Annotated in this window: 16 protein-coding genes; 8 read left to right on the forward strand and 8 right to left on the reverse strand. The window is 70.7% G+C overall.

The features are described from left to right. Positions 1-31: 31 nt before the first annotated feature. The 4 genes from FB561_RS34960 to FB561_RS34975 all read right to left on the reverse strand — a co-directional run bounded on the left by FB561_RS34960 (position 32) and on the right by FB561_RS34975 (position 6,313). Complete coding sequence (locus FB561_RS34960; RefSeq protein WP_238335308.1) at positions 32-1,417, reverse strand: ABC transporter substrate-binding protein; 1,386 nt, start codon at positions 1,415-1,417, stop codon at positions 32-34. 388 nt (positions 1,418-1,805) lie between these two features. Continuing rightward, the gene (locus tag FB561_RS34965; protein WP_145814366.1) at positions 1,806-2,834 is read right to left on the reverse strand and encodes a type IV toxin-antitoxin system AbiEi family antitoxin domain-containing protein; all 1,029 of its coding nucleotides are present in this window, start codon (positions 2,832-2,834) and stop codon (positions 1,806-1,808) included. Positions 2,835-3,013: 179 nt separating this feature from the next. Continuing rightward, on the reverse strand, positions 3,014-3,514 hold the full coding sequence (locus FB561_RS34970; protein WP_145814367.1) for a hypothetical protein: 501 nt from the start codon (positions 3,512-3,514) through the stop codon (positions 3,014-3,016). A 243-nt stretch (positions 3,515-3,757) separates the two neighbouring features. After that, positions 3,758-6,313, reverse strand: coding sequence for an MXAN_6230/SCO0854 family RING domain-containing protein (locus FB561_RS34975; RefSeq protein WP_145814368.1), 2,556 nt, complete (start codon positions 6,311-6,313; stop codon positions 3,758-3,760). 507 nt (positions 6,314-6,820) lie between these two features. On the opposite strand from FB561_RS34975, the gene FB561_RS34980 reads away from it, so the two are divergent. Continuing rightward, positions 6,821-8,050 (forward strand): MFS transporter, encoded by a 1,230-nt coding sequence (locus FB561_RS34980; RefSeq protein WP_145814369.1) that lies wholly within the window; start codon positions 6,821-6,823, stop codon positions 8,048-8,050. Between the two features lie 98 nt (positions 8,051-8,148). On the opposite strand, the gene FB561_RS34985 is transcribed toward FB561_RS34980, so the two are convergent. Then, complete coding sequence (locus tag FB561_RS34985; RefSeq protein ID WP_145814370.1) at positions 8,149-8,343, reverse strand: DEAD/DEAH box helicase; 195 nt, start codon at positions 8,341-8,343, stop codon at positions 8,149-8,151. A gap of 123 nt (positions 8,344-8,466) precedes the next feature. Here FB561_RS34985 and FB561_RS34990 point away from each other — a divergent pair, with 123 nt between their 5' ends. Next, positions 8,467-9,795, forward strand: a complete 1,329-nt coding sequence (locus tag FB561_RS34990) for a GGDEF domain-containing protein (protein WP_145814371.1) — start codon at positions 8,467-8,469, stop codon at positions 9,793-9,795. Between the two features lie 85 nt (positions 9,796-9,880). Here FB561_RS34990 and FB561_RS34995 read toward each other — a convergent pair whose 3' ends face one another. Beyond that, positions 9,881-10,234, reverse strand: a complete 354-nt coding sequence (locus FB561_RS34995; RefSeq protein WP_145814372.1) for a hypothetical protein — start codon at positions 10,232-10,234, stop codon at positions 9,881-9,883. A 37-nt stretch (positions 10,235-10,271) separates the two neighbouring features. Then, the gene (locus tag FB561_RS35000) at positions 10,272-11,246 is read right to left on the reverse strand and encodes a zinc-binding dehydrogenase (protein ID WP_145814373.1); all 975 of its coding nucleotides are present in this window, start codon (positions 11,244-11,246) and stop codon (positions 10,272-10,274) included. Between the two features lie 110 nt (positions 11,247-11,356). Here FB561_RS35000 and FB561_RS35005 point away from each other — a divergent pair, with 110 nt between their 5' ends. After that, the gene (locus tag FB561_RS35005) at positions 11,357-14,167 is read left to right on the forward strand and encodes a DEAD/DEAH box helicase (protein WP_238335309.1); all 2,811 of its coding nucleotides are present in this window, start codon (positions 11,357-11,359) and stop codon (positions 14,165-14,167) included. Next, complete coding sequence (locus FB561_RS35010; protein WP_145814374.1) at positions 14,164-15,399, forward strand: SWIM zinc finger family protein; 1,236 nt, start codon at positions 14,164-14,166, stop codon at positions 15,397-15,399. Before FB561_RS35005 ends, FB561_RS35010 begins: the two co-directional genes overlap by 4 nt. Before the next feature lie 45 nt (positions 15,400-15,444). Here the strand turns inward: FB561_RS35010 and FB561_RS35015 are convergent, their stop codons facing one another. Next, positions 15,445-16,377 carry an SGNH/GDSL hydrolase family protein gene (locus FB561_RS35015; RefSeq protein ID WP_238335310.1) on the reverse strand — a complete coding sequence of 311 codons (933 nt, stop codon included), beginning with the start codon at positions 16,375-16,377 and terminating at the stop codon, positions 15,445-15,447. A 311-nt stretch (positions 16,378-16,688) separates the two neighbouring features. Between FB561_RS35015 and FB561_RS35020 the strand changes: the two genes are divergently transcribed. The 4 genes from FB561_RS35020 (at position 16,689) to FB561_RS35035 (ending at position 22,438) form a co-directional block, all read left to right on the forward strand. After that, on the forward strand, positions 16,689-17,885 hold the full coding sequence (locus tag FB561_RS35020) for a hypothetical protein (protein WP_145814376.1): 1,197 nt from the start codon (positions 16,689-16,691) through the stop codon (positions 17,883-17,885). After that, positions 17,882-18,505 carry a hypothetical protein gene (locus tag FB561_RS35025; protein WP_145814377.1) on the forward strand — a complete coding sequence of 208 codons (624 nt, stop codon included), beginning with the start codon at positions 17,882-17,884 and terminating at the stop codon, positions 18,503-18,505. Before FB561_RS35020 ends, FB561_RS35025 begins: the two co-directional genes overlap by 4 nt. Next, a complete protein-coding gene (locus FB561_RS35030; RefSeq protein WP_145814378.1) occupies positions 18,498-19,133 on the forward strand; it encodes a hypothetical protein in 636 nt (211 codons plus the stop codon). Before FB561_RS35025 ends, FB561_RS35030 begins: the two co-directional genes overlap by 8 nt. 128 nt (positions 19,134-19,261) lie before the next feature. Beyond that, entirely contained in the window at positions 19,262-22,438 is a 3,177-nt protein-coding gene (locus FB561_RS35035) for a coiled-coil domain-containing protein (RefSeq protein ID WP_145814379.1), read from the forward strand. Positions 22,439-22,747: the final 309 nt, after the last annotated feature.

Raw genomic sequence — 22,747 nt, forward strand, 5'->3', positions numbered from 1 at the left:
GGTTGGAGCAACTTCACCTTCGGTGGTCGGGTCAGCGGCTGAGCCGGGACAGGTCGAAGGACTCGGTGATCGCGTTCTGCGGCAGGCCCTTGACGTCCTTGTCGGCGACGATCAGGTTCGGGATCAGGAACAGCCAGTCGGCCGCCGCCTGCTCCGACAACCGCCGCGCGGCCTTCCTCATCTCGCTCACCTGGGTCGCCTCGTCCCCCGCGTCCGCGGCCGCGACGTGCTGCTGCAACGTGGGGTCGTCGTACCGCGTGTAGTACTGCGCGTTGAACACGGCGCCGAGGTCGCGCGGTTCGACGTGGGCGATGATCGACAGGTCGTAGTCCGCGTTCTTCAGCACGGCCGTCAGCCAGGCCGCGGGGAACTCGAGCTGGTCGATCTGCACCTTGAGCCCGGCCTGCTCGAGCTGGCTCTTCACCACCTGGCCGCAGGACGTTGCGTAGGGCAACGTGGGGAGCCGGAGCCGCAGCGTCTTCCCGGTCGCGCCGGCGGCCTGGAGCAACGACTTCGCCTTCGCCTGGTCGTACGGCGCGACACCGGTCAAGTCCTCGTACCACGGGTCGGTCGGCGGCACCATACTGCCGATCAGCTTGCCGCGGCCCGCGAAACAGGTGTCCAGCAACGCCTTGTGGTCGATCGCGGCCCGGATCCCCTGCCGCACCCGGAGATCCTTGAACACCGGCCGCGAGTTGTTGAACGACAGCAGCACCTCGCCGTTCGTCGTCCCCTCGATCACCTGGTACTTGCCGTTGCCGTTGAACTGGCTCAGCGCCTCCGGGGCCTGCACGGTGCCGATCACGTCGATCGTGCCGCTGAGCAGCGCGTTGTTCAACGCGTTCGGGTCCTTGAAGTACTTCAGGGTGACCTGGCCGAAGTACGGCTTGGTCCCCCAGTACTGGTCGTTGCGCTGCAGCACGATCGAGTCGCCGCGCTTCCACGAGCCGAACTTGTACGGCCCGGTGCCGACCGGGTCGGTGGCCAGCTTGTCCACCCCGGTCTTATCGAACATCGCGCCGATCCGGGTCGTCATCCGGAACAGCCAGTCGTTGCTCGGCTTGGTCAGCGTGACCGTCAACTCGGTCGCCGACGTCGCCTTCGCACTCTCCACCACGGCCATCGCGGACTTCAGCGACGTCGTCCACGCCGTCTGCACCCGCTCGATGCTGAACACCGCGTCGTCGGCGGTGAACGCCTGCCCGTTGGTGAACTTCGCGTTGTCGACCAGCGTGAACGTGTACGTTTTCCGGTCCGGCGAGAGCGTCCACGACTTGGCCAGATCCGGCACGATCTTGCCGGACTCGTCCTGCTTGACCAGCCCGTTGTACACGTTGCCGAGCAGCGCCTGCGGAATCGCGGCCCCGTCCGTCGTGGTGAAGTCGAGACTGGCCGGCTCGGCCACCAACCCGACCATCAACGCCTCCTCGGCTCCGGGCGAAGATCCACCCGAAGACCCAGAACCCGCCGAACAAGCCGCGACAGCCAACAAAGCGGCAGACCCGACGAGCGCGACCACGCCGGCGCGATAGGACTTCACAAGAACTCCCTGGATACTGGTCGGACCAGAGGACCAAGAAAAACCCGGTCCCTCACCGAAGCCCCGACACGGTACCCAGAAGAGCCCCGACCAGGCCGAAGTGAAGGCCTCGATGCTAGTGCATCCCCACCCCCACTCACCCGCAGCAGGGCGCGCGCCGAAACACCGCGCAGCACACGGTGGGCCGGCGGGTGCAGCGTCCCTGACGGGTTGTTGCATGAGTGGCGCGTCATTGGACGGATGGCGGGTTGCAACGCGTCAGCGGTCATGAAACCCCGCTAAGCACCGATGCCTGCGGGCGGAGGTGCGCGGCAACTGGCTCGGCGGTTGCGGGGGTAGCCGTGCCGGCTGGCCGGGAGGCGCGCCGGGAACGGTCGATTGCGCGGTTGAGACGGCCGATGAAGCCGGCCGGCTGGGTGAGATCCGACCAGCCGGCGCGGACCACCTGATACCCAAGATCGCGGAGCCGGTCTTCTCGCAGCTTCTCGGCGACCAGTACCGCGGCGTCGCCGGTGGAGTACTTGATCCGCCCGTCGAACTCGACGACGACACTCCACTGATCCAGCAGGAAGTCGACCCGTCCGACCAGCCGGCCAAGGTCGTCCCTGATCTCCGCCTGCAGAGTCGGCTCGGGCAGACCGAGGTCGGCGAGCACCAGCCGCAGGCGCGACTCACCCACCGACTCAGCCAGCGGATTCCCGAAGGCGATTGCGCGGAACGCTGCTCTGCTCCCAGGAGAACCAGCCACCAACTCGGCGTACTCCCGCAACTGACCGGCCGTCGCGAGACCCTGCCGAAGGGCAGCATCGACGACCGCCACCGCGACCGGGTACGTCGCGAGCCGGATCGCGTCGACCACCGCCCGCGGTCCGGTGACCACCTCGACGCCACCGACGACCGTACTGCGCATCGGTGGGCCGCTGAGATGCTGGCAGACCTGGGCAGTCGTCCGCCCGGGCCCGGCGATCCTGGTCACGTGAACCCGGCTGAGGTCCAGGTCCGAGACGTCGGCCCCGTGGAGCAGCAAGGCGGACTGATGGCTGATCACGGCCCGGCCGGACAAGCTCGTCCACGCGGCCTTGGCCAGGCGCATGTGTCGCCACACCGCCCACTCCCAGGGCGTCGCCGGCGGATCGGCCCCGGGCTCGGCATAGGTGCCCCGGCACAGTCGCACCCACCGGCCGTCCGTCACGTGGGCGCGGAGGTCGGCGTCGGAGTACCCGGCGGCGAGCGCGTCGGCGCGGGAGAACCAACCACCTCGTTGAGCTGTCCTTGCGGCGAGTCTCAGATTCATACCGAGAACATGCCGCTCATCCGGCCGGCCGCAGCAGGTCAGTTTCAGACCTGTGGACAGCGACTTGTTCGACCGCTGGCGAGTTGCCGCACGACAACCCGTCCAACAACTCGCTATCCGTCAAACAACCCGCCAGCCCAGAAGCAGCGCGGCCACCATGGCCGCGCGGCGGGGAACGCTCAGCGGTCGTGTTCGAGGACTCTGAGGTGGGGGATGTGGAGTTGTTTCTTGGCTCTTCGGGCCCAGTCCGAGCAGACGAAGGCTGCAGCGGTCTCGGGCCAGGCGACCACGATGACTTCTTCGCTGTTCGTGGTGGTCAGCATGCGGCGCAGGGCGAGCAGGATCTCGCCGTGCGTGATGGAGACGTTCACCTGGCTGTTGGTCGCGGCTCGTAGCCGGCGGGAACTTCGCTCGATCACCGAGGCCAGGTCGTACTGCGGGTCGGCCAGGGCGGTCGCGGTCGTGGTCCGGCCGGGTGCGGTGTCACCGGTGAGTCCGGCGACTTCCGCGAAACTCGATCCGAGCAGTGCCAGCGGACCGGCGAACCCCTCGGTCGGATGGCTGGAGATCAGCAGGTGGTAGCTGACCGGTTCCTCGTCCCTGGCGTGCAGGGCGGCGACCCGTTGGGCGTCGCCCTCACTCATCTCCCGTTCGATGAGCACCACCACGTCGTACGTCATGCGTGGCTCCCTTCGCCGTCCCTTCCTTTGTACTCCGCTCGCCGCCGGAAGTGGTGACGAACCTCTTCACCGTCATCGGAATGTCAAAGTTCGCAACTTCGCGCCGACGCCCGGCATCTTCACTGGCAGAGGCTGTCCCCGGCACCAGGTCCCAGCGCGACCGACCGCCGGGAGCCGAAGCGGCGGGACCCCGGTTCGGGGTGAGGACCGAACCGGGGTCTCGCCTTGTCCCACCCCCAAACGTCAGGGCGTGTGCGTCGCGAGCCGGGCGCGAGCGTCCGGGACCAGGGTCGTCAGCAGATGCGGCGCCGCGACGAACTCGTGCGCCGCCGGATCGAGCAACCGCGGATGCAGCGCGAAGACCTGCGCTCCCGCCTTGGGATCGACATCGGCCGCCGACACGACCGCGACGAAGTCGGCGCGATTCGCGGCGTCCAGGTCCCACACCCGGTCAGGCTCGAGCCGGGCGGTCAGCCGGCGGGCGAAGCTGGTGAGCTCCTCCCCCGACTCACGTACGTACCCGACCACGGACCCGTCGGCGCAACGGACCACCACCTCGTCGGTCCGCGCGGCCGCGTGCCAGCAGCACAGCTCCCACAGGCTCACCCGGTCGCCCGCGCCGTGCACCTCCTCCAGCGTCGCCGCCATCAACGCGACGCGGGCCGCGTGCCGGACGATGCTGTGGCCGACACCGAGCGCGCCGAGGTTCACGTCGTACCAGCGGAGCTCGCGGGTGTGCAGGTCGACGCCGAACGGCAGCAGGATCTTGGCCGGCCCGGCCAGGTCGTACCGCTCCTCGACGGCCGCCGGATCGAACAAACCGGTCGGCTTGCGCATCACCCCGACGAAGCCGCGTTCCAATCGGTCGAAAGGCACGCCGTTGTACCCGAAGACCACGGGCAGCACGTACCGCCCGCCGACGCGGCGTACGGCGCGGAGGTCGAGGTCCACGAACTCGGTCGAGCCGGTAGAACCGGGCGCGGAGGTGAGGTTGCCCGAGTGCACCATCGCGTCCTGGTCGAACCGCAGCCGGGTGGCATCGCACAGCCCGACGAACCCCCACTCCCCGTCGAACACCGCGACGGCGAGGTCCAGGTCGACCCGTTGACCGGCCGGCTCGACCCAGTGCAGGAACAGCCGCAGCTCGTCGTCCAGCGGAATGGGCTGCGCACTCCCCCGGGTCATCCGCCGCAACGTCGAGGACGCGCCCCGCTCCGAGGACGGCGCCGCCAGCCGGCCCAGCTCCTCGTCCAGGAACGCTCGCCGGAACCGCGGCAAGCTAGTTGCCCTGCGCAACATCTCGCCGACGATCACGCCGGCCAGCGCCGTGGCCAGCTCGGCCGGCAGCGGCTCGCGCTCGTCCACCGACGTCCATACCCGGGTCGTCCCTCCGCGCGGGTAGAACAGCCGCAGATCGCCGGGCGGCGTCCGGACCTGGCCCAGCGCCGCGATCAACACCGCAGGTGAGACGTCCGACAACGCCGTGCCGACCGCCTCGACCAGCAACCCGTGCGACTCCGCCGGAAGCGCCCGCGCCAACTGCACCGTCCGGCGCAGCAACTCCCCCGGCCGCTGCCGCAACAGGTCGAGCGCGTGACCAGGTCGCCCGTCGACGAACGCCCCCTCGACCCGGCTCGCGAACGTGGTCACCACGAGGCGCCCGTCCTCGAGCCGGACCATCGGCTGCCGCGCCGCCTCGCCGAGAACGGCCCGGCCCGCAGGCGTTTCCGCGTCCACCTTCGTCCGGCGGACCACGGCGAACGCCAACGCGGCGACCGGGTACTCCCGCGCGTACTCGAAGGGGTGAAGGTTCTCCCCCATCCGCTTCCATGCTCGCGGATGCCGCTGGACGTCGTCCACCAACGACTCGAGCGGCATCCGGTCCAACCGGGCCAGCAGCGTCCGCCGGGTCAGCCGCGGCAGCGACCTCCGCCGTACCGGGGGTGTGCGCAGACCAGGGTCACCGCCCATCAGGACGGACAGCACGCGCAGGACGTCGGTCGCCGTCTCGAGCCGGTCGATCAGGAACGGCTCCCGCGCGAGCAGCAGGGCGATCACGTACGCCCGGGTCTCGCGAACCGGGATCACGTCGGGCAGCCAGGAGGAGTCCGCCTCGGTCAGCAACACCTTCAGGTCGGTGCGATCGACCACCGACAAGGGCGTCTGCCGCGTCAGCAACTCGTCGGCCAGCGCGCGCTCCGCATCAGAAGGCGCGAGCGCGAGAAGCCGCAACCGATCGGCGTCCGCCTTGCCCGGGATCTCGTCGAACCCCGGCTCGAGGAACGGGTCGTCGGGATCGATGTGCCGTAGACAGAGCGGGCACGCGCTGAAGTCGGAACCGTCCCAGCAGGAACGGCAGACGAGATGCGCGCACGGCGATACAGCGTGCACCAGCTCCGCGTCGCCACACAGCACACACGGCTGCTCCGGCTCCTGCAGCAGGCGCGCGAAGACACGGTTCACGTAGAAGGTTTCGGTGTTGCCGGGGACGCTCTCCGGGAAGCCGCGGAACAACGGCACGTACTCGGCGTCGTACCCGGACTCCGCGTCGAGCATCTCCAGCAGGCCGGTCCCGAAGCCCGACAAGGCGAGCGGATTGAGGCCCGCGCAGTACCGGTAGAGCGGTGCCGACAGCAGGAACCCGCGCTGGACCAGCTCGGCCTGCAAGGCGTTCAGCCCGGTCTGGGTGGTCAGCGGGCGCTTGAGCCACTGCCACGCGGACCGGCGGACCGGCGGCGTGATCCGGGCGTCGACCATCCGGCGGCGACGCAGCAGCACCTCGGCGAGCGAACTGGACATCGGGCCCTCCCGGCGGTGGGGACAGAGCTGCCAGGGGCGGAGAGCGAACGCGCTACTTGGCCTGGTGAAGGAGAAGGAAGCACGTCCAAGAGCCGCCCCTGGCAAGAAGAACGCTACCGGGTGGCACCGACAGTTTTCACCGAGTGCGCACCGGCGGTCCGCCGAAGGATCCGGGCAAAGAAAAGCTCCGATACCAGGGTCGGGGCCGCCCCGCCCAGACCCCGGTACCAGAGGACTCCAGAGTAGACCCGACAGCCGAGCTGGAAGACACCGGGGACCACTTTTCTGCACCTTTGGCACTGATCGGCCGCGAGCAATCCCTTGTTTGACTGCGCTCCGCGATCGATCGACCCAGCTGCGCCAGAAAACTGCCGTCAGCGATCCGATCGGGGACGCGCGCGGCTGGGTAAGTTCCGTCACATCCACGGCTCGGATCGGACCGAAGGGTATCCCTACCGATCACAGCCGGGAGGTGTCACAGCACGGATTGTGGTTATGGTCTCCTCCATGGAGGGTGGGGTGCTCGAACGTGCGCGCTGGCGGGACGTCTTCGGACTGGCCGAGTTCAGGGCACTGTTCCTGGCCGGCGTGCTGTCGGTCGCCGGTGACCAGCTGGCCCGGGTCGCGTTGTCGGTCCTGGTCTACGAGCGCACCGCGTCCGCCGGGCTGACCGCCCTCACCTATGCGCTGACCTACATCCCGGACCTGCTGTTCGGTCCGTTGCTGGCCGGCTTCGCCGATCGGTACCCGCGGCGCCGGGTGATGATCGTGACCGATCTCGCCCGGGCCCTGCTGGTGGCCGCGATGGCGATCGAGTCGCTGCCGTTGTGGGCCGTGATCGTGCTGCTGCTGGGATTGCAGGCGTTCGGCTCGCCGTTCAACGCCGCGCGGGCCGCGACGCTCCCGGTGGTGCTGCCCGGGGACAAGTACGTGCTGGGCAAGGCCGCGAACGACATGGTCGTCCAGTTCAGCCAGGTGCTCGGCTTCGGGATCGGCGGCTGGGCCGTGCTCAGCGTGGGGTCGTCCGGCGGCCTGTTGCTGGACTCCGGGACGTTCCTCGTCTCCGCGGTGCTCATCGCTGTCGGGGTCCGGGCCCGTCCGGCGCCGACGGAGCAGTCCGACGAGCCACGGCGCCGCTACTTCAAGGACATGGCCGCGGGGACGTCCTTGGTACTGCGGACGCCGTCGCTGCGGGCGCTCATCGCGCTGGCGACGATCGCGGGGTTCTACGTCACCGTCGAGGGTCTCGCCGTGCCGTACGCGGCCGAGATCGGCGGCGGGCCCGAGGCGGCCGGCCTGCTGCTGGCCGCGAGCCCGGCCGGCGCCGTCGTCGGGATGTGGCTGATCACCCTCTGGCCGCCGGAACGGCGGATGCGCCTGATCGGGCCGCTCGCGGTCGCGGCCTGCGTCCCGCTGGTGTTCTGCGCGCTGCAGCCCGGACTGGTGCCCACGATCGCGCTGTGGGCGTTGTCCGGGCTCGCCTCGGCGTACCACCTGCCGACCAGCGCCGCGTTCGTCCAGGCCGTGCCGGACGCGCAGCGCGGTCAGGCGTTCGGCGTCGCCAGTACGGCCCTCAAGAGCAGCCAGGGCATCGGCATCCTGGTCGCCGGGCTGATCGCGGACCGGACGTCGCCGTCGCTCGCGCTCGCGGTGGTCGGGGCGGCCGGCGTGGTGGCCGCCCTGGCGGCGGGCACCGCCTGGTCCCGCGCCCGCCGCGACCGGGTCGGCAACACGTGAAATTCCGGCTTTTCCGCTGCCTCCCGGAGATTCAGGGAATAACCTCCGGACGACCTGCGTAAAAAGTCGGTTAAGAAAAAACCGGGTTCAGCCAGAGATCACCACTCGTTACCGTCGGTGAACCACTCGTTACCGTGCCCGCCGGTCCCGCGGAACCACTCGTTGCCACCGTCCGTGAACCACTCGTTACCGCCGTGGAACCACTCGTTCCCACCGTGGAACCACTCGTTACCGCCCACGAACCACTCGTTGCCGCCACGGAACCACTCGTTACCGGTCTTCTTGATCGACATGGTGCTGAATCCTCTCGTCGCCATCACTTCATCGGGATTGCCTGGGGCCCTGGGGATGACCTCGCGTGAACAGCCAGTTACTATTCAGCAATAACCGTTCAGGTCGATCCGTGTGAGGCCACCATGATTCTGATCGGTCGGAGCAATTGGGTGCCACCCCGCCAATGGAAGCTCTGGTCGTTGCCACGTCCGTCGCTGGGCTATGTGCTCGGTGTCGATGCTGTCGCACTTGCGATCACCGCCCTGGCTGTGGCCTCGACCCTGTCCGGCGAGCACGGCGGCGTACGGCCCTCCGAGTGGGCGGCCTTCGCCGTCCTCGCGGTCGCCTCCGTGCTCCACCTGGAGTCTGCCCGCGGAATCGAGCGGCGACGCGAGATGGCGGCGAACACTTCGCCGTACACCAATCTGAAGAGCCTCTGGGTGTTCGCCGGGCTGCTGCTGCTCCCGCTCTGCCTGGTGGTCACGCTCGTCGTCGTCTCGTACGGCTACTCCTGGATCCGGGTCTACGGCCGCACCATCGCGCACCGCAAGATCTTCTCCGCGGCCACGTTCATCGTGGCGAGTGCCGCGGCGGCCGCCGTCCTCCGGGCCGGCGGGCTGCTGACCGAGCCGCGGGTGCCGACCGGGCCCTGGTCCCTGGTGGTCGTCGTGGCCGCCGCGACCACCTGGTGGCTGGTGAACTTCGCGTTGGTGATCGGCGCGATCCTGCTCTCCTCGCCGGACGCCTCGGCCCGCGGTGCCCTCGGCAACCTGGCCGACCAGCTGGTTGTCGTAGCCGGGCTCGGCCTCGGTGTCGCGGTCGGCGCGCTGCAGGCGTCGTATCCGTGGGTCGTGCCGATCCTGATGGTGACCGTGCTCGCGTTGCACCGTGATCTGCTGCTGCCGCAGTTCCAGCGCGCCGCCGGGACGGACGTGAAGACCGGCCTGGCGACCCCGTCGTACTGGGCCAGCGCGGTGCCGGCCGAGATCGCCCGCGCGGAGTCGCTGCGCAGTACGGTCGGCCTGCTGATGCTGGACCTGGACAAGTTCAAGGAGATCAACGACACCTACGGGCACCCGGCCGGGGACCGCGCGTTGCGGGCCGTCGGCGAGAGTGTCCGCGCCGAGGTCCGGCAGGGCGACCTGGTCGCCCGGGTCGGCGGTGACGAGCTCGCGGTGCTGCTGCCGGGCGCGTCCGAGGGCGAGGTGCTCGAGATCGCCGAGCGGATCCGCGACCGGCTCAGCACGCTGACCGTCGCGGTGGACACCGAGACAGACCGGACCGCGGTCATCACCGGCGTCCCGGCCTCCTTCGGCGCCGCCGTCTACCCGGACGTCGCGGGCACGATGGACCAGCTCGTGCTCGCGGCCGACAACGCCCTGCTCACCGCCAAGCGAGCAGGCCGCAACAAGATCGTCTCCGCTCGGCCGAACCCGCCACTCGACCGAGCCGACCAGCCGGTGGACTCCTGACCGTCCCCAGCCGTCACCAGAGGCCGCGCACCCTGAGGTGCGCGGCCTCTTGCCTTGTCAGGCCTCTTGCTCTGCCAGGCCCGGCTCAGGCGTGGGAACCGTCGAGCCGCTTGTGCAGTTCGGCGACGGCATCGGTGATGTCGTCGTAGTCCTGCTGCGCCGCCCGCGACTCGGCACTGATCACCCCGCAGCGGTGGATCCGCTGGAAGTCGCCGTACGGGAACTTGTAGCGGCCCTTGGTCTCCTCGTCCATCTCGGTGTCGACGCCGAGGTACCACTGGGAGTACTCGTCCCAGCCGTGCTTGTCCAGGTAGTCGTTCTCACGGTCCGTGGACGGTGCGTGCTCACTCCAGTCGTCCCGGTCGTCGAGGGCGGTCTGCCGCTTGTCGATCAGCAGCTTCGCGTGCTCGAACGCCGGCTTGTTCAGCTTGACGGTCATCTCGCACCTCCTCACCCGCCCGGTGCCCGAACCGGGCTCAGGTAATCCGGATCAGAGCCTTGCCGAGGAGTTGGCGCGCCTCCATCGCCCGGTGAGCCGCGGCGAGTTCGGTCAGGGGGTACACGCGGTCGACGACCGGTCGCAGATCGCCTGCGGCGGTACGGCGGATGACCTCGGCACCGGTCACCTTCGTGGTGGTCGTGTCGGCGCGGAGATCGTTGATGGATTTCACCGTGATCCCCCGCCGGTCCGCCTCGGCCGCGTCGTACTCGGCGAAGCCGCCGCTCGGCGCTCCGTGGGCCGAGAACCAGCCGCCGTGCTTGAGCGTGGTGAACGCGGTCGCGCCGAGTTCCCCGCCGGCGCCTTCGAACACCACGTCGACTCCCCGCCCATTGGTTGCCTCCAGCACCAACTTCTCCCACCCCGGCACCGAGTAGTCGACGACCACGTCCGCGCCCTGCGCCTTGACCAGGTCGAGCTTGGCCTCGCCGCGCGCCGCGCCGATGACGTGGGCTCCGGCTCGATGCGCGAGCTGGACCAGCAGCACGCCCATCCCGCCGGCGGCCGCGGTGACGAGAACCTCCTTGCCGATCAGCTCGGGTGCGAGCTCCTCCAGCATCAGCGCGGTCGTCCCGTCGCCGTACGCGGCCAGCGCTGTCTCCAGGTTCAACTCGGCCGGGACGACGACGAGCTGGTCCGGCACCGCGACGGCCTGCTCGGCGTGCGCCCCGAACCCCTTGCTCCGGCCGACCACCGTCTGTCCGATCAGCGCCGCGTCGACGCCCTCACCAACCGAGCGGACCACACCACCGAGCGAGTTGCCGGGGATGTACGGCGGCTCGACGTCGAAGAAGCCGCCGTGGTGTCCCTGCCGGATCGCGGTCTCGACGAAGATCAGGTCGGTCAGCCGGACGTCGACGACGACCTCGCCCGGGCCGGCGGTCGGGGCGGGGCGGTCCTGGAGCTCGATGACCTCCGGACCGCCGAACGCGGTCACCACTGCTGCACGCATCTTGGCTGTTCTCCGTTTCCTTCGCTACGGACTCCGAGCTTGCAACCTCAACTTGAGTTCAGGTCAAGGTCGCGCCGGAGTTGTCGGTCCGGCCGAGTACCCTGCGGTGGGTGGTCGAGGTCACCTTCCTCCCCGCCGACCCGCCGCGCGCGGGCCGGCTGGTTCTCTACGGGGACCCGACGGTCGTCGGCGGTGACAAGGTCGAGCTGGTGCAGTGGCGGGGAGACCGGGTACGCCGCGCCGCGGTGCCGGCCCGGCTGCTCACGATCGAGGAGGCGCTGACCTTCCTCACCGATCCGGACCTCGCCGCGGGACCCAGTACGAGCGCCTGGGCCGCCGCCGCATGGGCCGGGGTCGGGTTGATCGGGCGAGGTCGGATCGTGCCGGATGCGAGTCCCGGTGGTTTCGGGTGCTGGCGGGTGGCGCCGCTGGATCCTGGGGACCGCGGGTGGTTGAAGCAACTGGCCGCCGCGATGCCGGCCGAGGCGCACGCGGTACCGGTCGAAGGATCGCGGCCGCTGCGGCTCGCGGATCCCGCGTCGCTGGTCCGCGCGTTCTGGGATGCGCTGGCCGACACCCTGGTCCGGACGAGCGCGGCCGGCGTCGCCGTACGGGAGGGTGCGGCCGCGTTCGCCGAGGTGGAGCCGCGTGAGCCCGAGGGGCCGACCGAGTGGTTGAGCGAGACGGCGATCGCCGAGGAGGCCGGGGCCCGGCTGGTGCTGCGGATCGAGCCGCCCGAGGACGATGCGGAGTTCCGGGCCGTCCTGCAGTTGCGGAGCGGGGTCGACCCGAGTCTGCTCGTCGACGTCGCCGATGTGTGGAACGCGCCGGCCGCCGTCCTGGCCGCGTTGGGCGAGCGGGCCGAGACGGATCTGCTGCTGGCGTTGCGCCGTGGTGCGCGGGTCTGGTCGCCGTTGTCGGCCGCGTTGCGGGACGCGGCTCCGGCCGAGGTCACGGTGGACGACGAGTCGCTGGACGAGTTGGCCGGCGACACCACCGCGCTGGAGGGGGCCGGGATCGAGGTGTTGTGGCCCGCCGAGTTGTTCGCCGGGGAGTTGGCGGTGCGCGGTTCGGTGCAGGGCACGCCGACTCCGGGGGCCGTCACGGGGCCGGACTTCAACCTCGCGGAGTTGCTCGCGTTCCGCTGGCGGCCGACGCTGGACGGCGACGACCTGACCGAGGCCGAGGTGACCGCGCTCGCGGAGGCGAAGCGGCCGATGATCCGGATGCGCGGGCGCTGGGTGCGGATCGACCAGGACCTCGTCCGCAAACTGCGCCGCGGTGAATCGCGCAAGCTGACCGGCGCGGAGGCACTCGGGGCCGCGTTGACCGGGACACTCGACGTCGACGGCGAGCTGGTCGCGTTCGACGCCAGTGGATCGCTGCGGACGATGGTCGATCGGCTCAGGTCGATCGAGGAGCCCGAGCCGTTCGTCGAACCACTCGGTCTGCGAGCAGTGCTGCGTGACTACCAGCGTCGCGGTGTGGCGTGGATGGCGCAGCTGGCCGAGCTCGGACTCGGTGGCTGCCTCGCCGACGACATGGGCCTCGGCAAGACGATCCAGGTGATCGCGCTGCACCTCCACCTGGCCGGGCGCGGCCGTGGACCGACCCTCGTCGTCTGCCCGTCCACCTTGCTGGGGACGTGGGAGCGCGAGCTGGCGAAGTTCGCGCCCGACGTCCCGGTCCGCCGGTACCACGGCACCGGGCGGACGCTGACGGACTTGGCCCCCGACGAGGTGGTGCTCACGACGTACGGCGTGGTGCGGCAGGACCACCGCGTTCTCGGTGAGGTGTTCTGGGGTCTCGCGGTCGCGGACGAGGCGCAGCACGCGAAGAACCCGTTGTCCCGGACCGCCCGCGCGCTCAGGACGTTGCCCGCGGCCACCAGATTGGCGTTGACCGGGACGCCGGTGGAGAACAGGTTGTCCGAGCTGTGGTCGATCCTGGACTGGGCCGCGCCCGGGTTGCTCGGCACGCTGGACCGGTTCCGCCACGACGTCGCCGTACCGGTCGAGCGGTACCGCGACGAGGAGGCGACCGCGCGGCTGGCCCGGGTGACCCGGCCGTTCCTGCTGCGCCGCCGTAAGAGCGACCCGGGGATCGCGCCCGAGTTGCCGCGCAAGTCCGAGCACGACGTCGTCGTCCCGCTGACCACCGAGCAGGCGACCCTGTACCAGGCGGTGACGCGGGAGAGCCTGGCGAAGATCGAGGAGGCCGAGGGGATCGCGCGACGCGGGCTCGTGCTGAGTCTGCTCACCCAGCTCAAGCAGGTCTGCAACCACCCGGCCCAGTTCCTGCACGAGCCGGGACCGCTCCCCCGGCGTTCGGGCAAGCTGGCCGCGCTGGACGAACTGCTGGACGTGATCCTGGCCGAGGGCGAGTCGGTGCTGATCTTCAGCCAGTACGTGGAGATGTGCCGGTTGATCGAGGCGCACCTGGCGGCTCGGCAGGTGCGGTCGCTGTTCCTGCACGGCGGGATCGGGGTGCGGAAGCGGCAGCAGTTGGTCGAGCAGTTCCAGGCGGGCGAAGCGCAGGTGTTCCTGCTGTCGCTGAAGGCCGGCGGGGTCGGGCTGACGCTGACGAAGGCGACCCACGTCGTGCACTACGACCGCTGGTGGAACCCGGCCGTCGAGGACCAGGCCACCGACCGGGCGTACCGGATCGGTCAGGACAAGCCGGTCCAGGTGCACCGGCTGGTCACCGAGAACACGCTCGAGGACCGGATCTCGACGGTGATCGCGAACAAGCGCGACCTCGCGGACGCGGTGGTCGGGTCGGGCGAGGCGTGGCTGAGCGAGCTGTCCGACACGGAGCTGACCGAGCTGGTGGAGCTGTCGACCACGCCACCGAAGTCGGGCGCGGCCAGCGCGTACAACCCTTCAACTGTTGGGAAATCGGCCAGTGAGGGGGCGTCGTGAGTCCCGAGGAGGAGCGGACGCCTTGGCGGGGATGGCGGACCGCGGGTGAGAACGCGGGGCTGCCGGCAGCCAAGGGCGCGGGGAGTCGGCGGCCGTTCGGGCTCACGTGGTGGGGCAAGGCGTGGCTGGACGCGTTGGAGCACCGGGCCCGCCTCGACCCGAACCGCCTCGGCCGCGGCCGCTCGTACGCCCGACGCGGGAGCGTGCTGGACCTGACCGTCGACCCGGGCGCGGTCCACGCGACGGTCCAGGGCAGCCGTGTCACGCCGTACGAGGTCACCGTGAAGATCCGCGCGTTCACGGACGCCGAGTGGGACGCGGTCCTGGACGTGGTGTCGGCGCAGATCGGCCGGGTCGCCGCCTTGCTCGACGGCGAGTTGCCGCCCGAAGTGGTGGACGACGTCCAGGCGGCAGGGCTGGAGTTGTTGCCGGAGGCGGGTGATCTGCGGACCAGCTGCAACTGCCCGGACTTCGCCGTACCGTGCAAGCACTCGGCCGCGGTCTGCTACCTGGTCGCCGACGCGCTCGACGAGGATCCCTTTGCCCTGTTGCTGTTGCGGGGCCGCCGACGGGACGAACTCCTGTCCGCGTTGCGCGCCCGGCGAGCCGCGAACCAGGAGCGTCCCGCGGTGAAGGCGCGGCCGGTCGGCGTACCGGCTCGGGCCGCGTTCCTGCGTACGGAGCGACCCGCGGTACCGAGGCCGCCGCTGCCGATGAGCCAGCCCGGCGTGCCGGCGGCCGTGCTCGCGTTGGAGCCACCTCGCTCGTCGCGGATCGAGGCGCGGGACCTGATCGCGTTGGCGACCGACACGGCGAACCGAGCCTGGGAGTTCGCGGCCGGCGATGGTTCCGGTGGACTGGAGTTGACGGTCGACCAGGATCTCGCGCGGCGGGCGGCCGGGGTCCTGGGGACGGCCGGGTTGGCGGATCTGGCTCACCGCGCGGGGATGTCGGCGCGCGTCCTGACCGGGTGGGCGGTGGCTTGGCGCGAAGGCGGTGCGGGTGGGTTGGCCGTACTCGTGGACTCCGTTGTCGTCGAGCCTGGCGCGCTGGCCGAGGGCGAGGCGGTACTCGGTGCGGGGGCATCGGTCAGCGGCAACCAGGTGACGAAAGATCGCCGGCAACTCCGGCTCGGCGCGGACGGGCTGTGGTACCTGTTCACCGAGCAGTTCGGCGACTGGATGCTCGCCGCGCCGCCGGGTCCCGATCCCGCCGATCTCCTGGGGCCGTGACTCGGCGGCGGTCTGTTGAGGCTGTGGCTTGTCAGGGCCCGTGGCTCAGCGCCGGGTCAGGCCGGTGAGGCGTTCGAGGGCGGGGATCAGGCGGTCGGCGATCTTGGCGTGCCCGTCGACCGAGGGATGCAGCCCGTCCGTGCAGTCGTCCGGTCCGATCCAGTCCGTGGTCGGGACGTAGGCGATCGCGGGATCGTCGACCACCTTGACGGCCGCCTCGATCTCCTCGGCGTACTTGCCGCTGAACGGGCTGACGGCAACGATCTTGCTGCTCGGGTACGCCGCCCGCACCTGCCGCACGTAGTCGGCGTACTGGGCGACGCTGAGGGTGTCGTCGTTCACCCCGAGGTTGAGGACCACCACGTCGGGATCGGCGATCCGCTCGGCCCGGGACCCGGCGAAGTTCCACCCGAACGACTCCGGCCCCGGCGGGACCTCGCCGTTCCCGGGCTTGATCACGCCCTGCCGCCCGAACCCGACCTGGTGCGCCGACGCCCCGAACGCGCGAGCCGTCAGGTACGCCCAACTCCGGGTCCCGTCGGCACCGGCCGATTCCGGGTCCGCACTCAGCGCCCGGACGCCCTGGGTGATGGAGTCCCCGTAGAACTCGATCCGCGGCCCACCCGGCTGCGCCCCGAGCCGCAAGCTGGTCCGGTCGTCGAGCACCAGCCCGGCGAACACGACCGCGCACTCGAACGGCGGATTCCACCGGTTCACGAACTCGTTCACGTCCTTCACGACGATCTCGACCGTGTGCCGCCCCTCCTCGACGGATAGCTCCAGGACAGGCCCCTCGACCAGGTGCAACCGCGGCTCCCCGTCATCGACGCGCACCCAAAGGTGCGGCGCAACGGTCAGTCCCTCGGTGTCGAACAGCACCTGCACCCCGGTCCCGGCGAACCCGAAGGAGATCCGCGACCCGGAGTTCACCGTCGTCGCAACCCCCGGCCCCATCCCCCACTGCCCCTCCAGAAGCACCCGAGGATCCCCCGGCGCCACAACCTCACCCGGCAAGAAACCCACCACAACCTCCATCCTCGAAAGCCCCCATTCTCCCTACCCCACCAGCCCACCCCCACAACATCCCACCCACCGAGCCACAAGACCGCTCCCCCGCCAAACCCCGCATCCATTCAACCCACCCCAGCCAGGCGCGCAGTACCCCCGACCCAGGGTTATCCACAGCCAACCGCTCACTCGGTTTTCGGTCTGTCCCCCCAGGTCGCTAGAGTCCACGTCCTGGCAGCCGTTCCACACCAGGCCCGGCCGCCGCACGGGAGGAGGGACAGATGGACGCCACGCTGCTGGACGCCGAGGCCGAGGCCGCGGTCCTGCGGGTGTACCGCCAGGTGTTCGCCGTCCTGGCCCGCGAGGCCGGCGCGATGATCGTCGATCCCGAGCTCCTCGACGTCGACCAGGCCATCCTCGACGCGTTCGCCGAAGCCGGCAGCGACGGCCTCACCGTCGAGCAAGCCACGCTCGCCTGCCGCGCCTACCCGCACGACGTCATCGTCCGCCGCTTCGACGTCCTCCGGCAGTACGGCGCGATCACCAAGCTGGTCGACCGTCCCAACGAGCTCCGCCACCGCGCCGCCTTCGCGCCGTACGTGATGCTGATGTTCCTCCGCCGGATGGCCGTCCAGGGCGGCCAGGCCGAGCTCCACCAGCTGCTCACCCTCGAGGCGCACAGCGTCAGCGACTCCCGCGCCACCGAGGACGAGGGCCAGGCCTCCATCGAGCGCCTCACCAAGGTCTTCCGCCTCCTCGGCAACGAGCTCGCCATCCTCGTCTCCACCAGCACAACCGCCCAGCTCCGGGAGAACGCGCAGCTCGCCTGGGGCAACGAGCGCCTGATCGAGCAGGCCGAGAAGGTCCACCGCATCGTCCTCAGCCGCTGGCCCACCCTCCACCCGGCCTGTACTCAGCTCCGGATGTCCCTCGCCGCGTACGCCGACGCCGTCCAACTCGCCGCGGGTCGGCTGGTCGAGCGGGCCGGGACGACGCGGGCGCTGGGCCTGTTGCCGATCGAGACCTGGCTGACGTTCACCCGGGGCAGCGAGCCCGACGTCCTGGCGAGTGTGCTGGACGGGATCCTGTTCGACGCGGCCGCGCCCGACTTCTCTCCCGAGACGCTCCTCGAAGCGGTCGAGACGGGCCGCCGGACCGGGACCGCGCGGATGGCCCCGCCCCGCCCGACGGGCGCGATCGACGGCGACGTCCCCGAGTCCGCCGCTGCGAAGGACCGCGAGGATCTCCGGGCCGAAGCGGAGCGCGCCCTCGCCGGCCGAGACAGCGTGAGCGTGGTCGACGTGGTGGACGCAGCCGGCGACTGGGTCACCGCGCGCCGCGTCCTCGCCGAGCTCACGGCCGCCCACCTGCACGACGAGCTCGAGTACGAGCTGGTCTGGTCGGACGGCATGCGGATCGACTCGACCGCGGGGACTCCGTGGGCGACCGAGGGAACATTCCGGCGGGTGGCCCGGTGAGCACCGAGGTCGTCGAGAACGGCCGCACGTACAACGCGGTCTGGTGGGCCAAGGTCCAGTCCGGCGGCGCCCTGCCGGTCTCCGCCGACACCCCGGCCGTCGCGGGTCTGGCGCGCGCGGCCGAGCCGGACGGTTCCGCGATCTGGCTGGTCCCGACGATGCCGGACGGCGCGGGTCACAGCGTCCTGGAGGAGTTGGGCACGCCCCCGGTATCCGTCGAGCAGCCCAACGAGACCGCCCGCGTCCTCGCGATCTGCGTCACCTGCTGCTGGACCGAGCGGGACGCCCCCGCCTGGCCCGGCGCGGTGGGCACGCTGACCCAGATCAAGGCGGTGTACTCCGGGATGCGGGGCCGGCCGGAGCAGCCGAGTGACCTGACCCTGATCATCGGGAGTCTGCGCCGGCTGCACGCGACCCAGTGGCTGCTCTGGGACGAGAAGGCGGGTGAGGTCCGCCTCGGTCCGAGGGCGATCACCTGGGGACCAAGCCAGCTCGCCGGTCTCCGCGAAGTCTGCCGGATCCTGCCCGACCCGCCCGCCGCCGTCCTCGTGGACCGGCCGGCCGAGGTGCCCGAGGATCCGCTGCCGACGGACGAGGGTGCGGAGGCCGCGGATGACTGAGCAGCATGCGTTGTTCGATCCGTTGTTGCAGGACCTGAGCGACCGATCCCGCGACGAGGTACTGGCCGCGTTCAGCGCCGTGCAGTACGCCGCGCACCCGGTCGCCGAGGTCCAGCTCCCCGGCCTGCGCGACGTCACCCTGCGCCGCCACGTGCAGAAGATGCTGAAGCTGATCGGCCGGGTCCTGGTCCACGTCGACGGCACGCACTGGACGTCCGGGTACGCCGACGACGTCGCGGCGACGTTGACCGCACAAGGCTGGCAGCCGCTGCCGGCCGTGGATCGCGCCGTTCTCGTCCTCGTGCTGGTCCACTCGGTCGCGATCCCGCGTTCCGAGGGGATCCTGACCGGTGACAGCTGGAAGTCGGCCCGCCCGACCACGGTCGACGAGCTGCGCACGACGAAGATCAGCGGCGAGGAGCGGCGGCTCGCCCTGCAACGGCTCCGCGCGGCCGGCCTGATCCAGCTGTCCGGCGACCACTCCGGCGGCCCGAGCTACATCCCCGGCCCGCAGCTCCAACGTCTCACTCCGGCCGCCCGGCGACGGCTCCAGGACCAGCTGATCCTGGCCGCCGCGCCATCGAGCCCGATCGCGGAAGCCATCCGCGCCCGTCAAGGAGATGCCTGAATGCCGCCCAGGAGACACGCGACCGACGGGCATCACCTCGTGCCGCTCAGAATCAGCAGCTGCTTGACGCCGGCGGCGTCCAAGCACGCACCTCGCGGCACCGGAACCACCTCGGAAGAAGGAGCGGCATGAGCAACACGACGGGGGCCGGCCGGGACGGAACGGGTGACGGCCCGTTCGACATCCTCGGCTCGAAGGTGCTGCTCGGGGTCCAGGTGGTCGACCTGTCCCGGTTGTCGACGCACCCGATCCCGATGGTCGGCCAGGGCCTCGTCACGGTCGCCGGCCAGGGTCCGACCGACTCCAACGGCGCCGGCAAGTCCTCGTGGATCGCGGCGCTCTCGTTGTTGCACGCCGACGACCAGTGGCGGCTGACCAGCGGTGCGCCGGGAGCGGCCGAGCTGCTGTTCACCGCCGAGGCGGCCGGCCAGGAGGGTACGTGGTCGAATGTCGACCGCGGGTACATCGTCGGCGTCTTCTCCGATCCCGACCTGACCGAGCTGGCCGAGATCGAGGCCGCCGCGATCACGGTGTGGATCCGGATCAACCGCAAGGCGTCGTACATCGACCTCCGCTGGAAGAACGGCCTCCATGTCCCGTACGGAGCGACCGAGGCCGAGCGAGCCGCGGGCGCCGACGCGCTGTGGGCCGCGCTCCCGCATTCGAACGGCCGCACCGACTTCCACGCGAACAAGCTGGCCCAGGTCCTGTACGGCGGGGCCGTTCGCTGCGTGTCGTTCCTGTCGACCTCGGTCCGCTCCAGCCCCACGGCGAACCTGCTCGCCGAGCCGCTGAACGAGCTCGGCCCGGCCCGCATCTTCAACGCGATCGCGACCCTGACCGGGCTCGACCACGAGCTGGAGCAGGAGCAGGCACACCGCTCGACCGAGCACACCCAACGCGAGGCGACGAAGCAGGCGACGGCCGACCTGCAGCGCTGGGAGCAGGAGATGGCCACCGTCGAGGCGGGCATCCTGCAACGCGGCGCGGCTCGCGAGGCGCTGTCGGCCGCCCGGGACTCGTGGCAGGCCCGTTGCGCCCGGCACCTGGTGGACGGCGACGCCCGCAACAGCGAGATCGTCCACGAACTGACCGAGCTGGACCAGCGCATCGCCGAGCAGGAGGCTCGTCGTGAGGCCGTGGACAGCGAGGTCGAGGCGTTCGGCAGCGAGGAGACCCTGCTCCGCGACGTCCAGCTGACCCGGCAGGAGCGCGACAAGCTCGACGCGCGGGACCGCGAGCTGGATCTGGCCCAGCGTTCGGTCCGCGAGCAGCTCGAACGGCTCGGCCAGGAGCACCGCCGCCTGCTCGACGCGGGCCGCTCCGCCGACGGCCGGGACATCGAGGCCGCCGTCGCCGAGCAGGACGAGGCCCGCGCGGCACTCGAGGAGCACATCGGCCGCGACCACGCCGCCCGGATGGCCGTGGACCAGGCCGCCGCCGAGCTCCGCGAAGCCGAGAGCGGCCAGACCGTGTCGGCACCACAGCAGCAGGTCCTGGAGAACGCCGGCATCGCGTGCGGAGCGCTCACCGACATCACCGAGCTGGCGACGGGCGACCGTACCGACTGGGAGCCGCGGCTGGCGCCGTACCGCGAGGCCGTGGTCGTCGACGCGGACGACGCCGCCCTGGCTGCGACCGCGCTGGCCGACGCGGGGTACGCGGGCTTCCTGCTCGTCCTCGCGAACCGTCCCGACTCGGCCGCTCATGGCGAAACCGGCCGCGGCGCTGCTGGGACCGGCCGGACGCCGGCGTCGGCGGACAAGCGCTTCGACCTCGGTACGTTCTTCGCCGCGCTCGCCGGCCGCGCCGCCAAGGAGGTCATCGACGACGAGGCCGGGGTCGTCGCCGTCGGCCAGTTCGAGGAGGCCATCACCGGCCGGACCGCGCGGATCGAGGCCGCTCGCCGCCGGCTGGAGTCCGCCGAGGACGCCCGGACCGAAGCCGCCTCGGCTCTCGACCAGGCTCGCGCCCGCGTCGACCAGGCCGAGCGCCGTACCGTGGCCGCTCGCGCGCTCGGCGACGCGGAGAAGGTGCAGGAGCAGATCCTCGCCCTGCGGGAGGCGATCGACCGGCACGAGACCGACCGCGACGGCCTGGCTCCGCAGCTCCAGGCGGCGAAGGAGTCCGCCGAAGCGGCCGCCGGCCAGCAACTCGTCCGCGACGAACGCCTGAAGAACCTCGAAGCCACCCGCCGCGACCACGACCGCATCCTCGACGACCTCGCCAACCGCCGCCTGGTGATGCTCGAGGAGCAGACCAGCCTCGATCTCGTCACCCGCACGACGGCGTGGGCAGGGACCGCCGAGGAGGCATCCGAGTACCTCCGCGCGCTCCCCGAGGACACCCAGCGCCGGACGACGGCCGACTGGAACCACCAGGCCTGCACCCAGCTCGACGACGTGATCCGCCGCTGCTTCCCGAACGCACGGTCCCGCGAGGAGATCCCCACCGAGCTCTGGGAGATCCTCAACGGCCCGGACGGCTGGACCAACGGCACCCTCGGGACCAGGGTCGGCCTCGTCACCGCGTTGCAGCGGACGCTGGCGACCCACCTGGCCCAGCACGAGACGTTCGACAGCCTCCAGCAACAGCAGATCGCCAGCCAGCGCGCCGAGCGCAACGCCGCCCTCGAACGGGCCCGTGAAGGTCTCGCCGAGGCGGAGAGCACCGCCCGCGCCCACCGCGTCTCCCTGGCCGACGGCATCAAGGCCCGGCTGCGGCTGGTCTCCAACGAATTCGACCGCCTCGACCAGCAGTACGGCGGGTACGGTGCCAAGCTCGAGTTCCCCGAGCCCGACCCGCCCGCCGAGCCGGACAAGCCCTGGCGCTGGACCGTCACGCCGAAGTGGCGTCGCTCCGAGGGCGGCCCGTTCTCCGCCTTCAACGTCAAGGGCAACACCGCCCAGATGGACGAGAAGGCCGTCAAGCTCGTCTGCGCCGCGGCCCTGGCCGGCGGCAGCGACCGGCCCCTTCTGCTCATCCTCGACGAGCTGGGCCGCAACCTCGGCTCCCAGCACCGTCGCGAAGCAGTCGCCCTCTTCGAACAGATCGGCCGCGACCGCAACATCACGGTCATCGGCGCCCTCCAGGACGACATGGAGCGGTATGCCCTGGCCAGCTCCCGCCTCTACGTCAAACTCCGCCGCAGCTCCGACACGATGCCGTACAACGAGGCCCCGGTGGTCAAGGGCAACGAAGAGAACGCCTCCCGGGTAGACCTCCTCAAAACCTGGCTCGACTCCTACCGAGGCCCCAACCCCACCCTCACCCTCGAACCCCAGACCCTCGACACCCCCACCTGACCCGCAAACAGCTGGCCTGTTCCCCCACGCTCTGGACCACATCGCTGCCGCCTTTCGACGCGGGTTCCACGGGCCAGTGCGGCAGAATCTTGCGTTGCTGCTGGGTGCCGCTATGGAGATGTGGGAACGGGTTTGAGACGGCGTGCAAGCGGGCAGTTTTGGGCGGGATGTTGCGAAAGGGGGACCCCGGTGGTCGGTGCTGACCTCGGGGTCGAGCACACTAGAGCGGTGACGCGTTGGGAGAACGAACTCATTCGGTCCAGGCGTTCACGAATGTTCCACTCGCTTCCACGGGGTGCGCAGACCGCC

The sequence above is a fragment of the Kribbella amoyensis genome, from assembly GCF_007828865.1.
In the GTDB taxonomy this organism is placed as follows: Bacteria; Actinomycetota; Actinomycetes; order Propionibacteriales; family Kribbellaceae; genus Kribbella; species Kribbella amoyensis.

What these genes read in the sequence shown, in the direction of transcription:
- FB561_RS34975 (WP_145814368.1), bottom strand. Translation starts at nt 6,313, where the DNA reads ATGTCCAGTTCGCTCGCCGAGGTGCTGCTGCGTCGCCGCCGGATGGTC.
- FB561_RS35000 (WP_145814373.1), bottom strand. Translation starts at nt 11,246, where the DNA reads ATGCGTGCAGCAGTGGTGACCGCGTTCGGCGGTCCGGAGGTCATCGAG.
- FB561_RS34965 (WP_145814366.1), bottom strand. Translation starts at nt 2,834, where the DNA reads ATGAATCTGAGACTCGCCGCAAGGACAGCTCAACGAGGTGGTTGGTTC.
- FB561_RS35035 (WP_145814379.1), top strand. Translation starts at nt 19,262, where the DNA reads ATGAGCAACACGACGGGGGCCGGCCGGGACGGAACGGGTGACGGCCCG.
- FB561_RS35030 (WP_145814378.1), top strand. Translation starts at nt 18,498, where the DNA reads ATGACTGAGCAGCATGCGTTGTTCGATCCGTTGTTGCAGGACCTGAGC.
- FB561_RS34995 (WP_145814372.1), bottom strand. Translation starts at nt 10,234, where the DNA reads ATGACCGTCAAGCTGAACAAGCCGGCGTTCGAGCACGCGAAGCTGCTG.
- FB561_RS34970 (WP_145814367.1), bottom strand. Translation starts at nt 3,514, where the DNA reads ATGACGTACGACGTGGTGGTGCTCATCGAACGGGAGATGAGTGAGGGC.
- FB561_RS34980 (WP_145814369.1), top strand. Translation starts at nt 6,821, where the DNA reads ATGGAGGGTGGGGTGCTCGAACGTGCGCGCTGGCGGGACGTCTTCGGA.
- FB561_RS34960 (WP_238335308.1), bottom strand. Translation starts at nt 1,417, where the DNA reads ATGGTCGGGTTGGTGGCCGAGCCGGCCAGTCTCGACTTCACCACGACG.
- FB561_RS34985 (WP_145814370.1), bottom strand. Translation starts at nt 8,343, where the DNA reads ATGTCGATCAAGAAGACCGGTAACGAGTGGTTCCGTGGCGGCAACGAG.
- FB561_RS34990 (WP_145814371.1), top strand. Translation starts at nt 8,467, where the DNA reads ATGATTCTGATCGGTCGGAGCAATTGGGTGCCACCCCGCCAATGGAAG.
- FB561_RS35020 (WP_145814376.1), top strand. Translation starts at nt 16,689, where the DNA reads ATGGACGCCACGCTGCTGGACGCCGAGGCCGAGGCCGCGGTCCTGCGG.